The 24,415-nt window shown below is 63.0% G+C and carries 13 protein-coding genes; 11 read left to right on the forward strand and 2 right to left on the reverse strand.

The window, feature by feature from the left end:
- Positions 1–118 precede the first annotated feature (118 nt).
- The 10 genes from JKL48_RS13695 to JKL48_RS13740 all read left to right on the forward strand — a co-directional run bounded on the left by JKL48_RS13695 (position 119) and on the right by JKL48_RS13740 (position 18,847).
- Positions 119–3,166, forward strand: coding sequence for a SusC/RagA family TonB-linked outer membrane protein (locus JKL48_RS13695; protein WP_201983397.1), 3,048 nt, complete (start codon positions 119–121; stop codon positions 3,164–3,166).
- Between the two features lie 168 nt (positions 3,167–3,334).
- Positions 3,335–4,762, forward strand: coding sequence for a RagB/SusD family nutrient uptake outer membrane protein (locus tag JKL48_RS13700; protein WP_201983399.1), 1,428 nt, complete (start codon positions 3,335–3,337; stop codon positions 4,760–4,762).
- Positions 4,763–4,951: 189 nt separating this feature from the next.
- Positions 4,952–6,145 carry an alginate lyase family protein gene (locus JKL48_RS13705; RefSeq protein WP_201983400.1) on the forward strand — a complete coding sequence of 398 codons (1,194 nt, stop codon included), beginning with the start codon at positions 4,952–4,954 and terminating at the stop codon, positions 6,143–6,145.
- Positions 6,145–7,353 (forward strand): glycoside hydrolase family 88 protein, encoded by a 1,209-nt coding sequence (locus tag JKL48_RS13710; protein ID WP_201983402.1) that lies wholly within the window; start codon positions 6,145–6,147, stop codon positions 7,351–7,353. The genes JKL48_RS13705 and JKL48_RS13710 overlap by 1 nt, the downstream gene beginning before the upstream one ends.
- Before the next feature lie 5 nt (positions 7,354–7,358).
- Positions 7,359–8,174, forward strand: a complete 816-nt coding sequence (locus tag JKL48_RS13715) for an SDR family oxidoreductase (protein ID WP_201983403.1) — start codon at positions 7,359–7,361, stop codon at positions 8,172–8,174.
- An 8-nt stretch (positions 8,175–8,182) separates the two neighbouring features.
- Positions 8,183–11,008, forward strand: a complete 2,826-nt coding sequence (locus JKL48_RS13720) for a glycoside hydrolase family 2 TIM barrel-domain containing protein (protein WP_236668795.1) — start codon at positions 8,183–8,185, stop codon at positions 11,006–11,008.
- 135 nt (positions 11,009–11,143) lie between these two features.
- Entirely contained in the window at positions 11,144–13,612 is a 2,469-nt protein-coding gene (locus JKL48_RS13725) for a glycoside hydrolase family 2 protein (RefSeq protein ID WP_236668796.1), read from the forward strand.
- 319 nt (positions 13,613–13,931) lie between these two features.
- Entirely contained in the window at positions 13,932–15,089 is a 1,158-nt protein-coding gene (locus JKL48_RS13730; RefSeq protein ID WP_201983407.1) for an alginate lyase family protein, read from the forward strand.
- 224 nt (positions 15,090–15,313) lie between these two features.
- Positions 15,314–16,492, forward strand: a complete 1,179-nt coding sequence (locus tag JKL48_RS13735) for an alginate lyase family protein (RefSeq protein WP_201983409.1) — start codon at positions 15,314–15,316, stop codon at positions 16,490–16,492.
- A 414-nt stretch (positions 16,493–16,906) separates the two neighbouring features.
- The gene (locus JKL48_RS13740) at positions 16,907–18,847 is read left to right on the forward strand and encodes a RecQ family ATP-dependent DNA helicase (RefSeq protein ID WP_201983412.1); all 1,941 of its coding nucleotides are present in this window, start codon (positions 16,907–16,909) and stop codon (positions 18,845–18,847) included.
- A 135-nt stretch (positions 18,848–18,982) separates the two neighbouring features.
- On the opposite strand, the gene JKL48_RS13745 is transcribed toward JKL48_RS13740, so the two are convergent.
- Positions 18,983–19,288, reverse strand: coding sequence for a rhodanese-like domain-containing protein (locus tag JKL48_RS13745; RefSeq protein WP_201983415.1), 306 nt, complete (start codon positions 19,286–19,288; stop codon positions 18,983–18,985).
- A 234-nt stretch (positions 19,289–19,522) separates the two neighbouring features.
- Between JKL48_RS13745 and JKL48_RS13750 the strand changes: the two genes are divergently transcribed.
- Positions 19,523–21,865, forward strand: a complete 2,343-nt coding sequence (locus JKL48_RS13750) for an endonuclease (protein WP_201983418.1) — start codon at positions 19,523–19,525, stop codon at positions 21,863–21,865.
- A 421-nt stretch (positions 21,866–22,286) separates the two neighbouring features.
- On the opposite strand, the gene JKL48_RS13755 is transcribed toward JKL48_RS13750, so the two are convergent.
- Entirely contained in the window at positions 22,287–24,413 is a 2,127-nt protein-coding gene (locus JKL48_RS13755) for a DNA polymerase III subunit gamma/tau (protein WP_201983421.1), read from the reverse strand.
- Positions 24,414–24,415 lie beyond the last annotated feature (2 nt).

Here is a 24,415-nt window from a genome sequence, read left to right on the forward strand (position 1 = left end):
ATAATTTTCACGTAAACGATTCCGTAAAAAACCATTTTTCTGGAGCGGTTTGCGGAGTTGGCGGCTCTTTATTTACTGAACAAATGAGCCCTCACTCACTCATGTAATCCCACCTACTATGTTAAAACATCGACTCATTTTACTGCTGCTGGCGTTCCTGGGAACGTTTGCGGCGCATGCGCAAACCCGGCAAGTGTCCGGGCGCGTGCTGAACGCGGCGGACAAGACGCCGCTGCCCGGCGTATCAGTGCTGCTGAAGGGCACCACCACAGGCAGCACCACCAACCCCGACGGCGTGTACGAGCTAAACGTGCCGGCCAACGGCGCCGGCACGCTGGTGTTCTCGTTCGTCGGCTTTGAGTCGGTGGAAATGCCGGTCGGCACGTCGGCTTCGATGAATATCCAGCTCAAAGAGCAGAGCCAGGGCCTCAACGAGGTGGTGGTGGTGGGCTACGGCACGCAGCGCAAGCGCGACATCACCGGCTCGGTGGCCTCCATCTCGGCCGAGCAGGTGGCCGAAACGCCCATCACCCGCGCCGACCAGATTCTGCAGGGCCGCGTGAGCGGTGTGCAGGTGACCCAGACCAACTCAGAGCCGGGCGGCAACGTGTCCATCCGCATCCGCGGCACCAACTCCATCAACACCGGCAACGAGCCGCTGTTCGTGGTGGACGGCTTCCCCGGCGCGGGCGATTTGAACTCCATCAACCCGAGCGACATCGAGAGCGTGGAGATTCTGAAAGACGCCTCGGCCACGGCTATTTACGGCTCGCGCGGAGCCAACGGCGTGGTGCTCATCACCACCAAAAAGGGCAAAGTGGGCAAGGGCACCGTGAGCCTGGAGGGCTACACCGGCGTGCAGGTGGTGCGCCACAAGTTCGATTTGATGAACGCCAAGGAATTTGCGCAGTACCTCAACGACGTGAACGCCGGCTCGACCACCCTGCCCCCGCCCTACCGCCAAAGCCAGATTGACTCGCTGGGCGAGGGCACCGACTGGCAGAAGGAGCTGTTTCGGCCGGCGCGCATGAGTAACTACCAGCTGGGCTTCAACGGCGGCACCGAAGAGACGCGCTATAATCTGAGCTTCAACTATTTTGACCAGGATGGCGTGGTGATTAATTCGGGCTTCAAGCGCGCCACGGTGCGGCTGAACCTCGACAAGAAAATCGGCAGCAAGCTGAGCTTCAACTTTTCGAGTCAGGTGGCCGGCACGTTTGAGAACCGGGCGTTTGTGAACTCCTCGGGCGGCAGCAACGGCGGCGTGCTGCTCGACGCCCTGCGCATCAGCCCGGTGGTGCCGGTGCGCGACGCCTCGGGCGCCTTCACCTATTCCAACAGCCCCCTGCCCTATGTGGAGGACGTGGGCAACCCCATTGCCTACGCCGAGAAGGTGAAGGACCAGCGCACCACGGCCCGCGGCCTGTTCAACGTGGCGGCCAACTACGAAATCATCCCCGGCCTGACGGCCCGCGTGACCGGCGGCTTCGACTACAACAACAACCAGGTGAACGTGTACCGGCCTTCGGACATCTTCCTAGGCCGCCTCACCAACGGCTCGGCCACGCGCAGCACCACCTACCGCTACAGCTGGCTGAACGAGAATACGCTGACCTACGACAAGAAGCTCAACGAGAACAACGCGTTGAACGTGGTGGTGGGCGTAACGGAGCAGCAGTTCTTCGGCGACAACTTCGGCACCTCGGCCAACGGCTTCTTCACCAACACGCTGGGCTCCGACAACCTGGCCCTGGCTTCCACCCTGCTCACGCCCAACTCGGGCAAGCCGTCGAACTCGCTGGCCTCGTTTTTTGGGCGGGTGAATTACCGGCTGTTCGAGCGGTTTTTGTTCACGGCCACGCTGCGGGCCGATGGCTCGTCGCGCTTCGGGGCCAATAACAAGTGGGGCTACTTCCCCTCGGCGGCCTTCGCCTACCGGCTGATTGACGAGCGGTTTATGAAGGATTTGAGCTTCCTGAGCGACCTGAAGCTGCGGGTGGGCTTCGGCATCACGGGCAACCAGGAAATCAGCAACTACCAGTCGCTGGCCCGCTACGATGCCGGCTCCTACGCCTCGGGCAGCACCCGTTTGGTGGGTCTGGTACCGCTGAACATCCCGAATCCGAACCTGAAATGGGAGTCGACGGCGGCCTCCAACGTGGGCATCGACATGGCCTTTTTGCAAAACCACATTGTGGTGACGGCCGATGCCTACTACAAGAAAACCAGCGACTTGCTGCTGCAGGTTTCGACGCCCCGCACCAGCGGCTACAACAGCATTTTGCTGAACGCGGGCAGCGTGGAAAACAAGGGCGTGGAATTCGCGCTGACCACGACCAACATCGACAGCAAGCAATTTTCCTGGACCACGAACTTCAACATCTCGGCCAACCGCAACAAGGTGCTCGACCTCAACGGCGAGTACGAGCGCTACGTGGGCAGCTCCAGCTCCAGCCTGTTTGTGGGTTCGGGCCTGGGCAACACCAGCTTGCTGCGCGTGGGCGAGCCCATCGGTACGTTCTTCGGCTACCAGTTCGATGGGATTTGGCAGACGCAGGACGAGATTACGGCCAGCGGCACCAAGACCGGCGCCCGCCCCGGCGACCCGCGCTATGTGGACCAGAATGGCGATAAGGCCATCACGGCCGACGACCGGGTGATTATCGGCCGGGCCCAGCCCAAGTTCATCTACGGCTTCACCAACGGCTTCAAGCTGGGCGGCTTCAACCTGAGCGTGTTCATCCAGGGCGTGCAGGGCGACGACGTGCTCAACCTGAACCGCTACGAGCTGGAATCGGGCATCACGACCACCAACAAGCTCAAAACCGTCATCAACCGCTGGACACCGACCAACACGAACACCACCATTCCGCGGGCCGGCAGCACTCTGCGCCGCAGCACCGGCATCGTGAGCGACGTGGTGGAGGACGGCAGCTTCCTGCGCCTGAAAACGGTGACGCTGGGCTACACGCTGCCCAAGTTCAGCAAGGTCATCAAGTCGGCCAGCGTGTACATCACGGGCCAGAACGTGCTGACGTTCACCAAATACACCGGCTACGACCCGGAGGTGAACTCCTTCGGCAGCGACAACCTGAGTTTGAACACCGACTACAACGCCTACCCCAGCACCCGCACCTTCATTGCGGGGGTGAAGCTGGGGTTCTAATCGCCCGGCGGCGCGACCGGGGAACCTCACCCCCGGCCCCTCTCCAAAAGAGAGGGGAGCCTGAAGATTCTTAATTGCGCAAAACCGGTGCCCCCTCTCTTTTGGAGAGGGGGTCAGGGGGTGAGGTCCTCCGGTCGCGCATCCTCCCGACTTTCCCATCAATTCCCGATGAAAAAAAATATCCTTTTGCTCGGCATTCTGGCCCTCGGCCTGAGCCTGGGCGCCTGCGAGAAATTCCTACAGGAAAACCCGGCCGACTTTCTGGCCGCTGAGAACTTTTACCAAAACGAGAGTGACGCCATTGCGGGCCTGAATGGCGTGTTCAACGCGCTGCTGCCCCAGACGTACTACGGCCGCACGGGCTGGCAAATCACGGAGCTGCCCGGCGAGCTGATTCGCGTGGGCTCCAGCACCGACGAGCGGGCCCAGCTCTCGCGCTTCACCTACACGCCCACCAACACCGAAATCAACAGCTGGTGGACCAACTCGTACCGGATGATAAACCGGGCCAACGACGTGATTGAGAAGGTGCCGGCCATCGCAATGGACGCCACGCGCAAGGCCAACATCATCGGCAACGCCCGCTTTCTGCGCGCCCAGGGTTACTTCGACTTGGTGCGCTGTTTCGGCGACGTGCCCCTGATTACGGCCACCGTGAAGGGGCCGGCCGACGATTTGCGGCCCAGCCGCACGCCCCTGGCGCAGGTATACCAGCAGATTATCGACGACCTGACGTTTGCCGAAGCCAACTGCTACCGTGAAGACCGGATTGCGGCCGGCGAAAAGGGCCGCGTATCGAGCGGCGCGGCGGCGGCCGTGCTGGCCAAGGTATACCTGACCCGCGCCACGACCACCGCCGCCCAGCCCGGCGACAACCAGAGCGCCCTCGACGCCTGCAACCGCGTCATCAACTCGAACGTGTACCAGCTGCTGCCGGTGTACGGCGACGTATTCAACCCCGACAAGGAAAACGGGCCCGAGCACATCTTTAGCATTCAGTTCGACCTGCCGCCGAACACGGGCAGCATCATCGTGCGGCAGTTTTTGCCCTCGCAGCTGGCTGGCCTGGGCACCTTCACGGTGGAAGACAGCCTCGTGCGCTCCTACCGCGCCAACGACTTGCGCCGCGCCTGGAACATCAGCAACATGGCCGGCACCACCACGCTGGCCCGCTACTACTTCAACAAATTCCGCGACGACAAGCGCATCATCAACGACTCGCGCTGCAACTACCTCATCACGCGCTACGCCGACGTGCTGCTGCTGCAATCGGAAGCCCGCAACGCCCTCAACCCCAACGACCCGCTGAAATACGACGGCTACAACAAAGTGCGCCAGCGGGCCGGCATCGCGCAGTGGGCCCCCACCCGCACCACCACCAAAGATGCCTTCGTGGACATGCTGCTGCGCGAGCGGGGCTGGGAGCTGTGCCAGGAAGGCCACCGCTGGTTCGACCTCGTGCGCCTGAGCCGCCTCTTCGAGCGCGAGCGCGCCATCTTCAACCGCACCGTCGACCCGCGCTACGTACTGTTTCCCATTCCGCAGCCCGAGCTGCAGCTGAACCCGAACCTGACCCAGAACCCGGGGTATAACTAAGTCCTTCTACTGACTCAAACGGGGCGGACGTGGGCGCCTCACCCCCTGACCCCCTCTCCGAAAAGGAGAGGGGGCACCGGACTTGCACTAAACGGAATCGGCTGGCACCCCTCTCCTTTTCGGAGAGGGGCCGGGGGTGAGGCGCCACGTTAGCGCCGTTTAAGAAACCAATCAATTCAGTAATACCCAATGCGTCCTTTCCTTTTTTTCCTAACGCTGTGGTGGGTGATGAGCGCACCGGCGCGGGCGGCTGCAACCGCCGCGCCGGCGGCGTTCATCCTGCTCGACCCGGCTGCGATGGCCGCCTACAAAACGGCCTACAAAGCCGGCCACCAGCCCGAAGCCGCGCAGGTGAAAAGCCTGCTGGGCCGGGCCGACCGCGCCCTGAAAACCGCGCCGTACACCATTGCCACCAAGCCCCAGACGCCCCCCAGCGGCGACAAGCACGACTACATCTCGCAGGCGCCCTACTGGTGGCCCGACCCCAGCAAGCCCAACGGCCTGCCCTACATCCAGAAAGACGGCCTGCACAACCCCGAAGCCGAGGCCATGAAAGACAGCGAGACGCTGAGCAAGCTCTGCACCGACGTGCAGGCGCTGAGTCTGGCCTACTATTTCTCGGGCGAGGAGAAATACGCGCAGCAGGCCACGCGCCAGCTGCGCACGTTCTTTCTCGAGCCCGCCACCCGCATGAACCCCAATCTGAACTTCGGGCAGGGCATTCCGGGTATCAATTCGGGCCGGAATTTCGGCATCATCGAAACGCGGCATCTGGTGAATATCCCGGAAGCGCTGGCGCTGATGAACGGCAGCAAAAGCGTAGATGCCTACTTGACTTCGGGCTTGAAAACCTGGTTTAAAGCCTTCAACACCTGGCTTACCACCAGCCCCATTGCGCTGCCCGAAGGCCAGGCCAAGAACAACCACGGCACCTTCTACGACACGCAGGTAGTCGATTTTGCCCTCTTCACCGGCGACGACGCCCTGGCCAAACGCATCCTGCAGCAACAAACCTGGCCCCGCGTGGCCGTGCAGCTGGCCCCCGACGGCGCCCAGCCCCTGGAACTGGCCCGCACCCGCCCCTGGAACTACGTGAGCATGAACCTGCAAGGCTGGGTGCGCCTGGCCCTGATGGCCCCGCACGTCGGCCTCGACCTCTGGCACTACACCACCCCCGACGGCCGCGGCCTGCGCCCGGCCGTGGAGTGGTTCCGGCCCTACCTGCTGGGCGAAAAAAAGATGGCTAAAGCCGACGTGGCCGGCACCTCCAACGCGTTGGCCCTCGACGCTTTCGCCCAGGCTGCCCGCGCCTACCCCGACCTGCAGGCGAACGAAGTATTTGCCCACCACCCAGACTTCACCCCCGTGCCGTGGGCTTACTGATGAAGAAGCATTTTCTCGCTCTCCCCGTGGCACTGCTTGGCCTGACGGTTGGCTTCCTGCGGGCCCAGCCGAAACCGGCCGCTAAGCCCGTGGTGCCGGTGGCCGCCGTGGTGGCCCGGGCCGAAGCCCAGTACGCCGCCTACCTGCGCCAGTACCCCGACAGCACCCTGCACCCGCGCAGCAACAACGAGGACGGCAGCATCCTGCTCACCACCTCGCGCAACTGGACCAGCGGCTTTTTTGCCGGCAACCTGTGGTACCTGGCCCGGCTGAGCGGCCAGCCCCGGTGGCCGCGCCGCGCCGCCGCCTGGACCGAGACGCTGGACGCCGAGAAGAACGTGACCACTACCCACGACCTCGGCTTCATCCTGAACAACTCCTACGGCCAGGGCTACGCCATCACGAAAAACCCGAAGTACCGCGAGGTGCTGCTGCAGGCCGCTGCCACCCTGGCCAAGCGCTTCAACCCCAAAGTAGGGGCCATTCGCTCTTGGGACCACCACGCCGAGGTGTGGGCCTACCCGGTTATCGTGGACAACCTCCTGAACCTGGAACTGCTGTTTGCAGCCAGCAAGCTGAGCGGCGATACCACCTACGCCCATATTGCCAAAACCCACGCGGCTACCGACCTGAAATACCGTTTTCGGCGCGACTTCAGCACCTACCACGTGCTGAACTTCGACCCGGTGAAAGGCAAGCTGCTCACCGCCGTGACCCACCAGGGCTACGCCGACAACTCGTGCTGGGCGCGGGGCCAGGCCTGGGCCATATACGGCTACACCATGGTGTACCGCGAAACCAAGAACCCCAAGTTCCTGCAGGCCGCCATGCACGCGGCCGACTATTTCCTGCAGCAAACCAGCAAGGTTCCGGACCACATTCCGTACTGGGACTTCAACGCGCCCGACATTCCCAATGCGCCCCGCGATGCTTCGGCCGCCGCCGCCGCTGCTTCCGGCATGCTGGAGCTGAGCAAGTACGCGCCCAGGAAAAACCCGTATTTCGGCGCTGCCACGGCCATTCTTGCCAGCCTGAGCATGCCCCAGTACCTGGCTGCGGCCGGCACCAACAATTACTTCCTGCTGAAACACAGCACCGGCAACAAGCCGGCCAACTCCGAAGTGGACGCCCCGCTCATCTACGCCGACTATTACTACCTCGAAGCCTTATGGCGCTACCAGAACTACGCCCAGCTGACCCTCAACTAGCCCCCGTGGCCAACCGCTTTTCCCTCCAGAACAAGGTCATCGTCGTGACGGGCGGCACCGGCATCCTCGGCGATGCCTTCCTGGCGGGCATTGTGGAAGCGGGCGGTGCCGTGGGCATCCTGGGCCGCAACGCCGCCTTGGCCGAAGGCCGCGCCGCGGCCATCAACGCGCAGGGCGGCCGCGCCTTGCCCCTGATAGCCGATGTGCTGAACGAAGCCCAGCTGCAAGCCGCCTGCGATTTGATGATGAACACCTTCGGCCAACTAGACGGCTTGGTGAATGCCGCCGGCGGCAATGGCCCCGACGGCGTGCTGGCGCCTGACACCGACGTATTCGAGATGGACCTGGCCGGCATGCGCCGCGTGATGGAGCTCAACGTGTGGGGCACGCTGCTGCCCACGCAGGTGTTCGGGCCGGCCATTGCCGAGTCGGGCGCGGGCAGCATCGTCAACATCTCGTCGATGAACTCGAAGCGCGCCATTACCAAAGTGCTGGGCTACAACATGGGCAAGGCCGCCGTGGACTGCTACAACCAGTGGTTTGCCGTGGAAATGGCCAACCGCTACGGCGACCGCCTGCGCATGAACGCGCTGGCCCCCGGCTTCTTTCTCACCGAGCAAAACCGGAGCCTGCTCACTACGCCCGAAGGTGGCTTCACGCCCCGCGGCGAACTCGTGATTCGGCAAACGCCCTTCAAGCGTTTCGGCCAGCCCGACGAATTGAAAGGCGCCCTGGTGTGGCTGCTGAGCGACGCCTCGCGCTTCGTAACGGGGTCCATGATTTGCGTGGATGGCGGCTTTTCCATCTTCGGCGGTGTTTAATTCGGCCCATGAATGGTCTTCATTATCTTGATAGCCGGCACGGGCGGGGCACCTCACCCCTGGCCCCTCTCCCCAAGAGAGGGGGGCCACGGCGGCGCGGCTTAAATCGTCAGGCTCCCCTCTCCTGGGGAGAGGGGCCGGGGGGGAGGTTCGCCACCTGTGCGCTACTGCTGTTTCTCAGTTTCCTGGCCCGGCCGGCCGCGGCGCAGCGCGTGGTGCAGTCCATCAACGCTAACTGGCTCTTCCGCAAAGCCGACGGCACCGATTTCGCCAAAACCCCGGCGGCGGCAGGTTGGGACAAAATCTCGCTGCCCCACACCTGGAACGCGGCCGACGTGCTGGACGACGAGCCCGGCTACTACCGCGGCGTGGGCTGGTACAAGAAGGCCCTGCACGTGCCCGCCGACTGGCAAAGCCGCCGGGTGTACCTACACTTTGAGGGCGCGGGCCAAGCGGCTGAGGTGTACGTGAACGGCCAGCTGGCCGGCCGCCACGCCGGCGGCTACACGGCTTTCCGCTTTTCCATCAGTCAGTGGCTGAAGTTTGGCCAAGCGGCGGTGAATGAGGTGGTGGTCAAAGTCGATAACAGCCACAATCCCGACCTGCCGCCGCTTTCCGCCGACTTCACGTTCTACGGCGGCCTCTACCGCGACGTGTACCTGGTGGCGGCTAGCCCCGTCCACCTCGCGCTTGACGACCACGCCTCCAGCGGCGTGTACGTGACCACGCCGAAAGTCTCCGCCGAAACCGCTGAAGTTGCTGTGAGCGGCACAGTGGCTAACGAGGGCGCGTCCCGCCAGCGCCTCACCATTGTGACGGAGCTGACCGACCGCGAAGGCCGCGCCGTGGCCCAGCAGTACAGCAGCCTCACGCTGGCGGCAGGAGAAAAGCACGCGTTCAAGCAGGCGTTTGCCGGCCTGAAAAAACCGCACCTGTGGTCGCCCACCGACCCGTATTTGTATCACGTGAACACCACCGTGCACGAGGCCGGCCGCACCGAGCCGCTCGATGCCGTGAGTAGCCCCCTGGGCCTGCGCTGGTTTCGCTTCGATGCCGCCACGGGCTTCCACCTGAATGGCCAGTCACTCAAGCTCATTGGCACCAACCGGCACCAGGACTTTCCCGGCTTGGGCAATGCCCTACCCGATGCCTTGGCCGAGCGCGACGTGCAGCTGCTGAAGCAGATGGGCGGCAACTTCCTGCGCGTGTCGCACTACCCGCAGGACCCCGCCGTGCTCGCCGCTTGCGACCGGCTGGGCATCCTGGCCTCGGTAGAAATTCCGGTGGTAAACGCCATCACCGACTCGCCGGCCTTCTTTGAGAACTGCCGGAACATGCAAACAGAGATGATTCGGCAGGGGCACAACCACCCCAGCGTCATCATTTGGGCCTACATGAACGAGGTGCTGCTGCGCCTGCCCACGGGCCTCACCAAAGACAACGAGGCCGGCAAAGCCTACCTGGGCCGCGTGGCCGCCCTAGCGCAAGAGCTGGAAACCCTCACCCGGCGCGAAGACCCGGCCCGCTACACCATGCTGGCCAACCACGGCGCTTTTGAGTTGTACCAGCAGGCCGGCCTCACCAAAATCCCCATGTTGGTCGGCTGGAACCTGTACCCCGGCTGGTATTCGGCGGGCCTGCAGGGCTTCCCCGATTTCCTGGACCGCCACCGCCGCGAGCTGCCCGACAAGCCCCTGCTGGTGACCGAGTACGGCGCCGACTCCGACGCGCGCTTGCACGCCTTCAAGCCGCAGCGCTTCGACAAGACGATGGAGTACGCCAACGTCTACCACCAGTTTTACCTCAAGGAAATTCTGGCTCGGCCCTTCGTGGCGGGCAGCACCGTGTGGAACCTGGCCGAGTTCAACTCCGAAACCCGGCAGGAAGCCGTGCCGCACATCAACAACAAAAGCCTGCTTACGGCCGACCGCCAGCCCAAGGACGCCTACCTGTTTTACCAGGCCCACCTGCTGAAAACGCCCTTCGTGCGCATTGGCTCCCGCGGCTGGAACCTGCGCAGCGGCACCGCCGCCGGCCCGGATTCGTTGTACTGCCGCCAACCCGTGGAAGTGTACACCAACCAGCCCAGCGCCGAGCTGCTGCTCAATGGCCAGTCGCTGGGGATGCGCCCGGCCGAGTTCGGCGTGGTGCGCTTCACGGTGCCGTTCGGCCCCGGAACAAACCAGCTCACGGCTCGCGCCGGCACGGCTCCCCTCGACCACGCCGACATAGAGTTTCAACTCCTGCCAACCAACCTGGCGTCTGACAAGCTGCCCTTCACCGAGCTCAACGTGAGCCTGGGCGACCAGCGCATCTTCACCGATGCCCGGCTGCACCAGGTGTGGATGCCGGAGCAAGCTTACACGCCCGGCGGCTGGGGCTACGTGGGCGGCCACCCCTTTGTGCTGCCCGGCACCGGCCGCCTGCCCTACGGCTCCGACCGCAACGTCCTCGGCACCGAGTACGATGCGCTCTACGAAACGCAGCGCATGGGCCTCAGCCAGTTTCGGGCCGATGTGCCGGCCGGCGACTACGAAGTAACCCTGCACTTTGCCGAGCTGGAAGCCGCCCCGCCCACCGAACAGCTCGTGTACAACCTCGCCAAAAACGACGCCGCCGCGCCTGCACCAGCCGCCAGCCGCCGCTTCGATGTGCTGCTGAATGGCCAAGTGGTGCTGCCGGGCCTGGGAGCTGATAACTACCTCACGCCGCTGCAGGCCACCAGCTTCAAGTTTCCGGTGAGCGTGCGGCGCGGGCAAGGCATCGTGGTCGATTTCAAAGCTGCGTCCGGCGAGGCCGTGCTGAATGGCATCCAGATAAAGCGGGTGGAGTGATAAAAATGATTGCAACAAGCCCGTCATGCCGAGCGCAGCCGAGGCATCCCGCGTGCAGCAGTATTCAATGAATTAGTGGCGGCACGCGAGATGCCTCGGCTGCGCTCGGCATGACGTTTTAGATAACTCAAAATGATGAAAAAGGCCATTACCGCATATGCCCTGCTGCTGTTGCTGCTTAGCGGCCTTGGCCGCCCATTGGCCGCGCAGCAAAGCACCCGCCTGAACGCCGGCTGGGAATTTGTGCGCCAGGACCTGGGCGGCGTGTGGGAAGCCGTGCGCCCCGTGGTGGCCGGCAACCCCGAAAGCGTGCCCCTGTGGGAACCCGTGACGCTGCCGCACTGCTTCAACGCCCGCGACGCCGTGGACCCCGACGTGAACTACTACCAGGGCCCCGGCTGGTACCGCTCCCAGCTCACCGTGCAAAACCCCTACGCCAACGGCCGCACCCTGCTGCATTTCGAGGGTGCCGGCCAGAAAACCCGCGTGTTCATCAACACCACTGAGGTGGGCAGCCACGTGGGCGGCTACGACGAATGGACCGTGGACATCACCCAGGCGGTGGCCGACTTTCAGAAAACCGACGCCTTCAAAACCCAATTCAAGGGCAAAATCCCGCTCTCCATTCGCTGTGACAACTCCCGCGACCTGGAGATGATGCCTTCTGACTTGTCGGATTTCAACGTGTACGGCGGCCTCTACCGCTACCTGAATTTGCGGTACGAGCCGGCGGTTTCGCTGGAGCGCCTGGCGGCCAAAGCCGAAGTCGACAAAGCCGGCAAACAAGGGCAGCTGATGCTGAAAGGCCTTTTTCGGGAGCCATTCGCGGGCGGCACTGCGCAAGTAAGCGTGCGCCTGCTGGACCCGCGCGGCAAGCTGGTAGCCAGGTCGCAAACTTCGCTCGGCATCAAAGGCGGGGAGCAGGAGTTGGCGGCATTCAAGCTGAAAGCGCCGCGCCTGTGGTCGCCCGAGCACCCCGAGTTGTACACCGTGCAGGTGACCGTGACGGCCGGTGGCCAACGCTTCGAGCAAACCGAGCGGGTGGGCTTCCGAAACATTGAGTTTGTGGAGCACGGCCCGTTTCTGCTGAATGGGCAGCGCCTGCTGCTGCGCGGTACCCACCGCCACGAAGACCACGCCGGCGTGGCCGCCGCCATGACCGAGCCCCAGATTCGGCAGGAAATGCGGCTGATGAAGACCATGGGCGTCAACTTCATCCGGCTGGGCCACTACCAGCAGTCGCGCATCGTGCTGAACCTGTGCGACTCGCTGGGCATCACGGTGTGGGAAGAAATCCCCTGGTGCCGGGGCGGGCTGGGCGGCGAGGTGTACCAAAGCCAGGGCCGCCGCATGCTGCGCAACCTGATTCAGCAGCACTACAACCACCCGGCCATCCTCATCTGGGGCTTGGGCAACGAGAACGACTGGCCCGGCGACTTTCCGGAGTTCGACAAGGAGAAAATCCGGACCTATATGAAGTCACTGAACGACCTGGCGCACCAGCTCGACCCCGCGCGTTACACCGCCATCCGGCGCTGCGATTTCTGCAAAGACATCCCCGATGTGTATTCGCCCTCCATCTGGGCCGGCTGGTACCGCGGCATCTACACCGATTACAAGCAGGTGAGCGAGCAGGAATTCAAGGCCGTGAAGCGCTTTCTGCACGTGGAATGGGGCGGCGACAGCCACGCCGGCCGCCACTCCGAAAACCCCGACAACGCCTTGGCCAAAATCAGCCGCGGCCAGGGCGCCGACGAGCGGGCCGGCGACGCCTCCCTGTTCGGCGGCAGCGCCCGCGTGTCGAAGGACGGCGACTGGAGCGAAAGCTACCTCTGCAACCTCGTGGACTGGCACCTCAAGGAGCAGGAAACCATGCCCTGGCTGAGCGGTGCGGCCTACTGGCCGTTCAAGGATTTCTCCACGCCCGTGCGCCCCGACAACCCCATTCCCTACATGAACCAGAAGGGCGTGGTGGAGCGCGACTTCACGCCCAAGGAGGCCTTCTACGTCTTCCAATCCTACTGGACCACGGCGCCCATGGTGCACATCTACGGCCATTCCTGGCCGGTGCGCTGGGGCGAGGCCGGCGAAAAAAAGATGGTGAAAGTGTACTCCAACGCCGACGAAGTGGAGCTATTCGTGAACGGGCAAAGCCAGGGCATCAGGAAGCGCAACAGCCAGGACTTTCCGGCCGCCGGCCTGCGCTGGCTGGTGGCGCTGAACGAGGGCGCAAACACGTTCCGCGCCGTGGCCCGCAAAGGCAAAGCCACCGTGCAGGACCAACTTTCCCAGCGCTACCAAACCGCCAAATGGGGCAAGCCCGCCAAGCTCACGCTGGAAAGAACCGGCGAAACCAACGGCATTGCCACCCTCGAAGTGAAGCTGTTCGACGCCCAGGGCGTGCCGTGCCTGGACGCGGCCAATTGGGTGCGGTTCGGGCTGGTGGGGGGCGGCGTGATGCTCGATGACCTGGGCACCAGCAGCGGCTCGCGCAAGGTGCAGGCCTACAACGGCCGCGCCATCATCCGGGTGAAGACCAACGGCCTGCGCAGCGTAGCCAGTGTGGCTTCGGAGGGAATAGAAACAGCTTTTTTGAACTTGTGAGCGAATCATAAGAACCGTCATGCAGAGCGCAGCGAAGCATCTCGCGTGTAGTAGTAATCAAATCTGATTGACGATTGATTTACCATTGCACGCGAGATGCTTCGCTACGCTCTGCATGACGATATTTTTATTAGTTAACTAACTAAAAATCAAACAACAAATCACGCATTCTTACGCAAACGGTTCCGTAAATAAACCTGGCTTGTGCGTCACTTTTCGGGGTGGGAAGCGTCTACTTTTATGCCGCTCCCAGAGGATGGCCTAACTCCCGGAGCTGCCTGAAAATCATCGTTTCCATCCGTCAATTCCCATGAAAACCATGACGCATTTTACCGCTCTACCGCGCCTTGCCCGCTTGGGTTTGGCTGCCATCGCCTTGCTCAGCAGCTGCCAGAAAAAAACCGCGGCCGCGCCCGACACCAACGAAACCAAGACGGCCGATTCCACCATCACCACCTTCCGCCACCCCGGCGTGGTGGTCAGCGCGGCCAGCCTGGACTTAGTGGCCTCGCAAGCCAACGCCGGCGACGCCACGCGCACGGCCGGCTACAACAAGGTGGTCGACTACATGAACCAGTACCCGGTGCCCACGTCGTTTCCGGCGGTGGTGTATGCGGTGGCCGGAGCCGGCAGCCCCACCGAAGACCAGATTCGGCGCGATTGCATTCTGGCCTATGCCTGCGCCCTGCGTTGGGCGAAAACCGGCAACGCCACCTACGCCGGCCAGGCCAAGCAAATTCTGAACGGCTACGCTTATAATTTCCAGCGTTATTCGACCGCCGACGGACCAAACGGCCCCACTGAGTTCCGCCAGACTTACCTGGAAGCCTCCTGGGTGGCACCCACTTTCGTGGCCGCGGCCGAGATTATCCGCTACTACCAGGTGAATGGGGCGGGCGCAGGCTGGTCGTCGACGGACGTAGCCAAGTTTTCGGATTTCCTGAACAACCTCAAAAACAACTACGTCAACAACGTGCCCGGCGCCATCAGCGACATCAATAACTGGCAGGCTTCGTACTGCTACGCCAAAATGGCCCTGGGCGTGTGGTTCAACAGCACGGCCGTGTACGACTCGGGCTACGACTACCTGCTGCAAATCATGCCGCAGCTGGTGTACTCCGACGGGGCCATTAAGGAGCTGCGCGACCGCGACTGCGTGCACCCGCAATACACCCTCACGGCCATGACCTACGCCGCCGAAACGGCCCGCATCCAGGGCAACACGGCCCTGTACGAAGCAAATACCCAGCTCATCAAAAACGGCTGGAACAAGTTTGAAGACGCCGAGGCCGGCAGCTATACCCGCAACTGCAGCGGCAGCCAGATTTTCCCGGGCATCGAAACCGCTTACAACTACTACGGCACCGCCAAGCTGGCCTCGCTGCGCGACCGCCAGGACCCCTACGGCGTGTCAGGCGACAAAACCTTCCTGGGCTTCACGTCCTTCACGCACCGCAGCATCGGCACGGTGCGGTAAGGCCTTGGGGCTTCCTGCTGAATAAAAACAGAACGTCATGCTGAGCTGGTCGAAGCATCCCTCCCGCGCCTCTTGTCATGCTGACGAAGGAAGCATCTTATCACGCCAGCTAAATAGCCCGGACGTGAGAAGGTCCTTCGCTTTGCTCAGGATGACAGATGGCGCGGGAGAGATGCTTCGACCAGCTCAGCATGACGTTTCAAGCCGAATAATTTTTTGAACACATGCTACCTCGAATAACCGCTCTGCTGTTGATGCTGCTCTTCACCGCTACGCAAGCCGCCGCTACGCCGCCTGCCCGCAAGCTGCAGCAGGAAGCCACGCGCACCCTGCGCGCCTACGTGCTAAAAGAAGCCGCCTGGGCCCTGCAGCAGGCGCCCGTGACGGTCACGGCCAGCACCTCGCCGCGCAGCGCGGGCGGCCCGCACGACTTCTTCTCCGAAGGCGACTACTGGTGGCCCGACCCGCAGAACCCCGGCGGCCCCTACATCCAAAAAGATGGCCTGACCAACCCCGACAACTTCACGGCCCACCGCCTGGCCATGATTCGGTTCAGCCGCGTGGTGGGGGCGCTGGCTTCGGCGTACAAGCTAACGGGCGACGAAAAGTACGTGCGCCACGCGCTGGTGCACCTGCGCGCCTGGTTCACGGATGCCCAGACGCTGATGAACCCCTCGCTGCTCTACGCCCAGGCCATTTCGGGCCGCTTCACCGGGCGCGGCATCGGCATCATCGACACCATTCAGCTGATGGAGGTGGCCCAGGGCGTGCTGGTGATGCAGGCGGCAAAAGGCTTCGGTAAAAACGACCTGGCCGGCATCAAAAACTGGTTCGGCCAGTACCTGACCTGGCTCACCACGCACCCCAACGCCCGGGAGGAAATGAACGCGGCCAACAACCACGGCACCTGCTGGACCATGCAGGTGGCCGCCTTCGCCCGCCTTACGGCTAACCAGGAGCTGCTGGCCCTCTGCCGCACCCGCTACAAAACCGTGCACCTGCCCACCCAGATGGCCCCCGACGGCAGCTTCCCGCTCGAAACCAAGCGCACCAAGCCTTACGGCTACTCTTTGTTCAACCTCGATGCCCTGACCATGCTCTGCCAGATGCTGACCACTCCCACCGACAACCTCTGGGCCTACCACACCCCCGACGGCCGCAGCATCCGCAAGGGCATCGAATTTCTGTACCCCTACGTGGCCGACAAAACCACCTGGCCCTTTCCCAAAGACGTGATGTATTGGGAAAACTGGCCCGTGGCGCAGCCCTTCTTGGTGTTCGGCGCGGTGCAATTCAACAACGCTGCGTGGCTGGCTACCTGGCAGCGCCTGGAACACGCGCCGCAAGTGCCCGAAGTGGTGCGCAACTTGCCGGTGCGCAATCCGCTCATCTGGCTGGATTAAAGGACGCGGAGCCCCACGCCCCCAGCATAGGCGTCCTTTCAGCAAACCGCTGCCTACCGCGCTTTCGAAGTCAGTGACTGTCGGGGCGGGGCCTGCCCCCGCCCGGCTAGTGGCGCCGTTTCAACGATTCCGTGCAACGACGGGCGGGGGCAGGCCCCGCCCCGACATGGTGTCGCATGTATACTAACTCTAAATCTGTTCTAGAGAGCCTTCCAGCCTGGCGAAGCGTCCTTATTGTCCAGATTGGGTTCAAAAACCATTCATTTTTCTAAATTCACGAGCTGCAAATTAGGCTTGCGTTTTCTGCACTGCTCCCCAACACGTTGCGCTGGCTTCTTCGTTGATTAGAACAGCGCACAGCTTCGCTCAAAGGAAAGCCACTGGCGCCTAAAGGCGAGGCAGTATCTTCGCCCCATGCCCTCCTCCCCTACCGAAATTTCGCCATTGGCCCTGCTGCGTGCGCATTGGGGACACGAGAAATTTCGGCCGGGGCAGGAGGAAATCATCAACTCGGTGTTGGCGGGGCACGATACGCTGGCGCTGCTGCCCACCGGCGGCGGTAAGAGCATCTGCTTCCAGGTGCCGGCGCTGGCGCGGCCGGGCATCTGCCTTGTGGTATCGCCGCTCATTGCCCTGATGAAGGACCAGGTGGACAACCTACGCAAGCGCGGGCTGAAAGCGGAGGCCATTTACGCGGGCATGAGCCATCAGGAAATCGACCACGCGCTGGACAACTGTGTGTACGGCCGCAGCGTGAAGTTCCTGTACGTATCGCCGGAACGGCTGCTCACGGAGTTGTTTCAGGTGCGGGTGGCGAAGATGAACGTGGGCCTGCTGGCCGTGGACGAGGCGCACTGCCTCTCGCAATGGGGCTACGATTTTCGGCCGCCCTACCTGCGCATTGCCGAGCTGCGGGAGAAGCTGCCGGCCGGCACGCCGGTTATTGCCCTCACGGCCACGGCTACGGCCCAGGTGCAGGCCGACATTGTGGAGAAGCTGAAGTTTGGGACCAGCGGCCAGGTGTTTCGGCAGAGCTTTGCGCGTCCTAAGCTGTCGTATTCGGTGCTGCACACGGAAGACAAACTGCGCCAGCTGTTGGAAGTGGTGCGCGGCGTGGGCCCCGACAAAACCGGCATCGTGTACGCTCGCACGCGGCGGCAGACAGAGGACACGGCGGCTTTCCTGCAACAGCACAAGTTTGCGGCGGCGGCCTACCACGCGGGCCTGCCCCCGGAAAAGCGCACCCAGGTGCAGCAGGATTGGATTGCCAACAAAGTCCGGCTCATGGTGGCCACCAACGCTTTCGGCATGGGCATTGACAAGCCCGATGTGCGCCTCGTGGTGCACCTCGACGCGCCCGATACTCTGGAGGCCTACTACCAGGAAGCCGGCCGCGCCGGGCGCGATAACCTCTTCGCCTTCGCCGTGCTGCTGGCCGGGCCCAACGATGCCGACGAGTTGCGCCGCCGCACCAACCAGTCGTTTCCGCCCCTCGACACCGTGAAACGTGTGTACCAGGCGCTGGCCAACTACTCGCGCACGGCGGTAGGCGGGGGCGAATTGGCGGCGTTCGAGTTCGACATGCAGCAGTTTGCCGAAACCTACCGCATCAAGGCCGTGGACGCCCACAATTCGCTGAAGATTTTGCAGCGCGAAGGCTTCGTGCAGCTCAATGAGGCCGTGAATCAGCCGGCGCGGGTGCATTTGATTATAAACCATCAGGATTTGTACGCCTTCCAGGTGGCCAACGCGCAGCATGATTTGCTGATAAAAGCCCTGCTACGGCTGCATGGCGGCGAGCTGTTTGCCGACTTCCAGACGATTTCGGAAAATGCGCTGGCTACGCACCTGCGCCGCAGCGTGGTGGAGGTGCGCCAGCAGCTGCGCTACCTGCACACGGCCGGTATTCTGCACTACCAGCCCCGGCAAGAGTCGCCGCAGGCCCTCTTCACCACGCCGCGCTTCGATGCCGCCAAGCTGCCCCTCGACCAGGTGAAGATGACCGCGGCCCGCGACCTGGCCCGCGCCAAAACCACCGCCGTGGCCCAGTACCTGAGCGGCACGCGCTGCCGCCAGATTCTGCTGCTCACCTATTTTGATGAGGCCGACCCGGCCCGCTGCGGCGTGTGCGACATCTGCCTGGCCGAGAAGAAAGCCGCTCAAACAACCGAGCAGGCGCCCTCACTTCGAGAGCCGTTGTTGCAGCATATTCGTCAGGCAGCACGCTCTCCGCGTGAGTTGCTGGCTGCGTTTCCGCCCAAGGATGCGGCGGCCATTACAGCTGCCCTGCGGGAAATGGTGGACCGGGGCGAGCTGGCGTACGCGGCCGATGGGCGGCTGGTGCTTGGCTCCTAGCAAAACAGAACGTCCTGCTGAGCGCAGCCGAAGCATCTCGCGTGCCGTGGTAATTCTCTTCTGCAACGATTGAGTTACTACCACAAGCGAGATGCTTCGGCTACGCTCAGCAGGACGTTCTATTATTCACGGCCCTTAAATCCCCTCCGCCGCGTAGGCCTGGTAGCCGCCCAGCAGGTTGCGCACGTTGGTGAAGCCTTGCTGGGTGAGGTAGGCTTTGGCCTGGCCGGAGCGGGCGCCGCTTTTGCAATGCACGATGATTTCTTGCTCTTTCCAGGCGTCGAGGTCGTCGAGCTTTTCAGGCAGGGTGCCGAGCGGGATATTCTGGGCGCCGGGCATGCGGGCTTCTTCGTGCTCCCAGGGTTCGCGCACGTCGATGATGGTGGGGGTTTCGCCGGCTTGCTGGCGCTGGTGGAGTTCGGCGGGGGTGATGTCGGCCATGGTGGAAAAGGGATTGGGTGGTTGGGTAGTAACTGACTTGCTGGGACGAAAGTACGGCCGAAGGCTTCTTGGTTTCGTAACGGCAAGAGCACCAACCACGCACGGCGCAATCCTTACCTTTGTCGTTTCCCAGAGGCTGTCGCATTTCCAACAGTAAGGGATTCAACCCACGCCCCCGTGTCTTTCTGCCACCCAAGTTCCTAAGACCCTAAGCCCCCAAGTCTCCTTTTTCCCATGAAACACTTCTTCGCTTCGGTGCTGCTGGTGCTGGCCTTGGTGCCAGCCGCGCTGCACGCTCAAACCGCGCCGCCCATGCCGCCGGCTGCGCCCGCCGGCCTTACGGGCCAGGCCCTGCGCACCTGGTACCTCGACAACTGGTACACCAACAAGCGCGTGGTGCTGAGCTACGCCGATGCCCGCGGCAAGATGTATAACTACGCCGATAACTACAGCAACATCGTCACCTGCGTGTATTCGGGCTACACCGAAACGGTGCCTTACAGCACCACCAACACCAGCACCTCAGTGGTCAGCCGCATCAACTGCGAGCACACCGTGCCCCAGTCATGGTTCAACCAGGTGGTGCGCATGCGCTCCGACATGCACCACCTGTTCCCGACTTACGATACCTGGAACAACCTGCGCGGCTCGGACCCCTACGCCGACATTCCCGACGCCACCACCCAAACCTGGATGCGCCTGCTGGTAAGCCAGAACACTATCCCGACCGCCAACATCAACGAATGGAGCGAGGATACCAACACGCAGTTTGAGCCCCGCGAAGACCACAAGGGCAACGTGGCCCGCGCCGTTTTCTACTTCTACACCATGCACGGCGGGCAGCCCGAGCTGGCCGCCACCAACCACCAGGACATCAACTCCGTGGCCAACATCAATACCCTCTACGCCTGGCACCTGGCCGACCCGGTCGATGCCCACGAAATTGAGCGCAACCGCCGCGTGGCCGTCAGCCAGGGCAACTACAACCCCTACATCGAGCACCCCGAAACCGTGGCGCCCGCCTGGGGCCTCACGCCGCCCGGCCCGGTGTTCAGCTTCGCATCGCCCTCGGGTACCATCACCGAAGGCAACGCCGGCACCGCCACCTACACCTTCACGCTGAGCCTGGCCCCGGCGGCTACCACCGCTACCACCGTACAGGTGAACCTGGACGCCGCGAATTCTACGGCCACCAACGGCACCGATTTCGCCTTCACCACCCCCACTACCGTGACCTTCCCGGCTGGCAGCACCAGCCAGACCGTGACGCTAACCGTGAACGGCGACACCCAGCCCGAGGCCGATGAAACCGTCATCCTGACCCTGAGCAACCCCAGCACCGGCAACAGCGTGGGCAGCCCCGGCACCCACACGCTCACCATCACCAACGACGACGGCCCCGCGCCCACGGTCAACTTTGCCACCGCCGGCGGCACCATCACCGAAGGCAACACCGGCACCAGCACCTACACCGTGAACGTGACGGCCAGCGGCACCCTGCCCACCGGCACCTTCACCGTGCCGGTGAGCGTGGACGCGGCCAACAGCACCGCCACCACCCCCAGCGACTACGTGCTGAACACCACCAGCCTCACCTTCAGCAGCTCCGCCCTCACGCAAGCCGTGACCGTGACCGTGAACGGCGACCTGACCTTCGAGCCCAACGAAACCGTGCGCCTGCGCCTGGGCACGCCTTCCAACGCCACCGTCATTGTGGGGCAGCCCAGCCAGCACACGCTCACCATTCTGAACGACGACGCGGCCCCGGCCGGCGCGCCCTGCACCAAGCCCTATTTCTCGCAGTACGTGGAGTCGAACGTGGGCAATACCAAGGTGCTGGAAATTTACAATCCCACGCTCTCGCCCATGCCGCTGGCCGGCAAGCGCGTGGTGCTCTACCAACCGGGCTCTACCACCGCCGGCACCACCCTCAACCTGAGCGGCACCATTGCCCCCGGCGACGTGTACGTGATTGGCAACGTGGGTTTGACGGATGCGACCACGCTGGCCCAGACCGACATTTTATCCACCGTATGCTATTTCAGCGGAGCGCACTCCATTGCCTTGTTTGATGCCACGGATACGCTCGACGTTATCGGCGTAATCGGCCAGACGCCGCCTTCCGGCGGCTGGACAGTACCCAATGGCTCAACCCTGAACAACACCCTCGTGCGCCAGCCCACCACCAGCCAGGGCGGCCGCTGGAACGGCCCCAACGGCAGTGTGACCTGGAGCGCCGGTGGCGTGGACAACTACGCCGGCGTGGGCAGCTACGTCAGCTCCGCCTGCTTCATTCCCACGGCGGCCCGCACTGCCTCGGTACTGCGCAACGCCCTCGAAATCTACCCGAACCCGGCCTCCGAAACCGTGCAGCTGCGCCTGCCCGGCGTGCCCACCGCCCGCCCCGCCACCGTGGAAGTGCTGGATATGCTGGGCCGCTCGGTGCGCCAGCGCACCGCCCAGCTCAGCGCCACCGAGGCCGTTTCGGTTGACCTGCGGGGCCTGCCCGCCGGCATTTACGCCGTGCGCGTCACCTGCGCCGACGTGGAATACACTGGACGCGTTGTCGTGCAATAACGTTCGGATGCACAAACCTTTGATGCTATAAAAAGCCCCTTGCTGATATCAGCAAGGGGCTTTTTGATGTAGGGGGTTTAGAAGCCGTTAGAGTTGGTCGAAAACATTCCAGCCCGTCCTGCTGAGCTTGTCGAAGCATCTCTCCCGTAACAGTAAATGAATTAGTCCCCCGGTAGAGATGCTTCGACAAGCTCAGCATAACCGTTTTGGTTAACTCAAACAGCTTCTCAGTTATACGCTCTTTCCCACAGCTGTCATCCTGAGCGGAGCGAAGGACCTTCTCACCGCTGAACCATTGGCAGTGATTCAGTTGATACAAGCGTGAGAAGGTCCTTCGCAAGCTCAGGATGACAGACGAGCATTAAAATGACACCTATACTGAAGCACGAGAGTTGCTTCCTCCTCGCCACAAGCCGTGTCGTTAAAACTCTGCCTCCAACCCTAAACGTTGCTTGGCCTCGCGCAAGGCCGGAAACCGCTCGGCTAGGTACTCAAATTTATCGGTAGAGGTGTAGAGCTTTTTGGCCGTGGGCGCAGCCGCGTTCACTACGGGTTGCACGTTGAGGCGCGGGTTGCCGGTGCGGCGGCGCAGCTCGGCCAGGAATTCCACGCGCATTTCGTTGAACTGGTCGACCTGGATGGGGTTGTCCACGGCCAGCTCGATGTGGTGTTCTTCGTTGGCCGTCACGGGCCGGTTCAGCACCCAGAATTCGCTCATGCGGTCCTGGGCCCGGCGCTCTTCGGCCAGTTCCTGCCACACGCGCTGCAGCACGGCAGGGTCGGTGGGGGCCACCGGGCCGCTGGCGGCCGCCGGCTCGGCCGAAGCAGCGGCCGATGGGCCAGTGGCTGCACGGGCCCCCATGTTCTTGAGGCTGGGCAGCTTGCTGGCCAAGCTGGGAATCTTGGCAAAAGCGGCTTGCGGCGTTGGACGCGGCGCCGGCTCAATGCCCTCAAAGCTCGGCACGCCGATTTCGACGTGCGGCAGCGTGTCGCGCATCTGGTGCCGCTCGGTGATGGCGGCGTTCGGGTCGGCTTCAATGCTGGGCGTGTCGTGCAGCTCCTCCACGCCGTTTTCGACGGGTAATGGGTCGGGGCCGTCGGCCGGGGCCGGGCCGGTGGCTACGGGTGCACCGGCCGGCATGGGCAGCGGCGCGGATGCGACGGCCGGGCGCGGTGCGGCCGTGTAGGCCGCGGCCGGCGACTCGGTGGCGTAAGCAGCCGGAGCGGCATAAGAAACTGATGAAACCGCAGCGGCAGCTGGGACGCTAGCAGATGGAGAGGCTACAGGCGCAGGCTGGGCGTGGCCGTTGGTGCTTCCACCGTAGATGCCATCACTGGTGCTGCCGCTGCTGCTTGGCGCAGCAGTTGCTGGCGTTTCACCGTCGCTTAGGCTGCTAGTTTTTTTTTTTGCCTCGCCGTTGGTGGCGGGGCTTAGCTCACGCACGAACTGCACGGCGCCGTTCAGGTAGGCCAGCTTCATCAGCGCCAATTCGACATGGAGGCGCTGGTTTTTGGCTTGCTTGAACTCGCGGTCACATTGGCTGATGAGGTTGAGCGCCGAGAGCAGGAAGGCCAGCGGCGCGGCCTGGGCCTGCTGCACGTACTTCAGCCGGATGCCGTCGGACACTTCCAGCAGCTGCACGGTCACGGCGTCTTTGCACACGAGCAGGCCGCGCAGGTGTTCGGCGGTGCCCACCACGAAGTTGTGGAGGTCGAAGCCATTCTGCATCACTTCATCGAGCAGGAGCAGCGCGGCCGAGAGGTTTTCGGTGAGCAGGCTGTCGACTAAGCGGAAGTAGTAGTCGTAGTCGAGGATGTGCAGGTTTTGCACCACCTCTTTGTAAGTGAGGTTGTTGCCGCCGAAGGTCACCATCTGGTCAAACATCGACAGGGCGTCGCGTAGGCCGCCGTCGGCCTTCTGGGCCAGCAGGTGAAGGGCGTCGTCTTCTGCCGTGATGCCTTCCTGGGTGGCCACATAGCGCAGGTGCCCGCGCATGTCCTCCACCTTGATGCGGCTGAAATCGAAAATCTGGCAGCGCGACAGGATGGTGGGAATAATCTTGTGGCGCTCGGTGGTGGCGAGGATGAAAATAGCGTAGCTTGGCGGCTCCTCCAGCGTCTTCAGAAACGCGTTGAAGGCCGCATTCGAGAGCATGTGCACCTCGTCAATAATGTAGATTTTGTACTTGCCGGCCTGCGGGGCGTAGCGCACCTGCTCCACCAGCGAGCGGATGTCTTCGACCGAGTTATTCGAGGCCGCATCCAGTTCGTGCACGTTGAAGGAGGCATTTTCCTGGAACGCCACGCAGGAGGCGCAGGTACCGCAAGCCTCGGTTTCGGCCGTGAGGTTGGTGCAGTTGATGGTTTTGGCCAGGATGCGGGCGCAGGTGGTTTTGCCCACCCCGCGCGGGCCGCAAAACAGGAACGCCTGGGCCAAGTGGTGGCTCTGAATAGCGTTTTGCAGCGTGGTGGTGACGTGCTGCTGCCCCACCACGCTGCGAAACGTGGAAGGACGGTACTTGCGGGCCGAAACGACGAAATTATCCATAA

It is taken from the genome of Hymenobacter rubidus (assembly GCF_016734815.1).
GTDB classification, from domain to species: domain Bacteria; phylum Bacteroidota; class Bacteroidia; order Cytophagales; family Hymenobacteraceae; genus Hymenobacter; species Hymenobacter rubidus.

Bases quoted from the DNA above. Each gene is read 5' to 3' on its own strand.
- JKL48_RS13705 (WP_201983400.1), top strand. From the start codon at position 4,952: ATGCGTCCTTTCCTTTTTTTCCTAACGCTGTGGTGGGTGATGAGCGCA.
- JKL48_RS13725 (WP_236668796.1), top strand. From the start codon at position 11,144: ATGAAAAAGGCCATTACCGCATATGCCCTGCTGCTGTTGCTGCTTAGC.
- JKL48_RS13730 (WP_201983407.1), top strand. From the start codon at position 13,932: ATGACGCATTTTACCGCTCTACCGCGCCTTGCCCGCTTGGGTTTGGCT.
- JKL48_RS13755 (WP_201983421.1), bottom strand. From the start codon at position 24,413: ATGGATAATTTCGTCGTTTCGGCCCGCAAGTACCGTCCTTCCACGTTT.
- JKL48_RS13695 (WP_201983397.1), top strand. From the start codon at position 119: ATGTTAAAACATCGACTCATTTTACTGCTGCTGGCGTTCCTGGGAACG.
- JKL48_RS13700 (WP_201983399.1), top strand. From the start codon at position 3,335: ATGAAAAAAAATATCCTTTTGCTCGGCATTCTGGCCCTCGGCCTGAGC.
- JKL48_RS13710 (WP_201983402.1), top strand. From the start codon at position 6,145: ATGAAGAAGCATTTTCTCGCTCTCCCCGTGGCACTGCTTGGCCTGACG.
- JKL48_RS13720 (WP_236668795.1), top strand. From the start codon at position 8,183: ATGAATGGTCTTCATTATCTTGATAGCCGGCACGGGCGGGGCACCTCA.
- JKL48_RS13750 (WP_201983418.1), top strand. From the start codon at position 19,523: ATGAAACACTTCTTCGCTTCGGTGCTGCTGGTGCTGGCCTTGGTGCCA.
- JKL48_RS13740 (WP_201983412.1), top strand. From the start codon at position 16,907: ATGCCCTCCTCCCCTACCGAAATTTCGCCATTGGCCCTGCTGCGTGCG.
- JKL48_RS13745 (WP_201983415.1), bottom strand. From the start codon at position 19,288: ATGGCCGACATCACCCCCGCCGAACTCCACCAGCGCCAGCAAGCCGGC.
- JKL48_RS13735 (WP_201983409.1), top strand. From the start codon at position 15,314: ATGCTACCTCGAATAACCGCTCTGCTGTTGATGCTGCTCTTCACCGCT.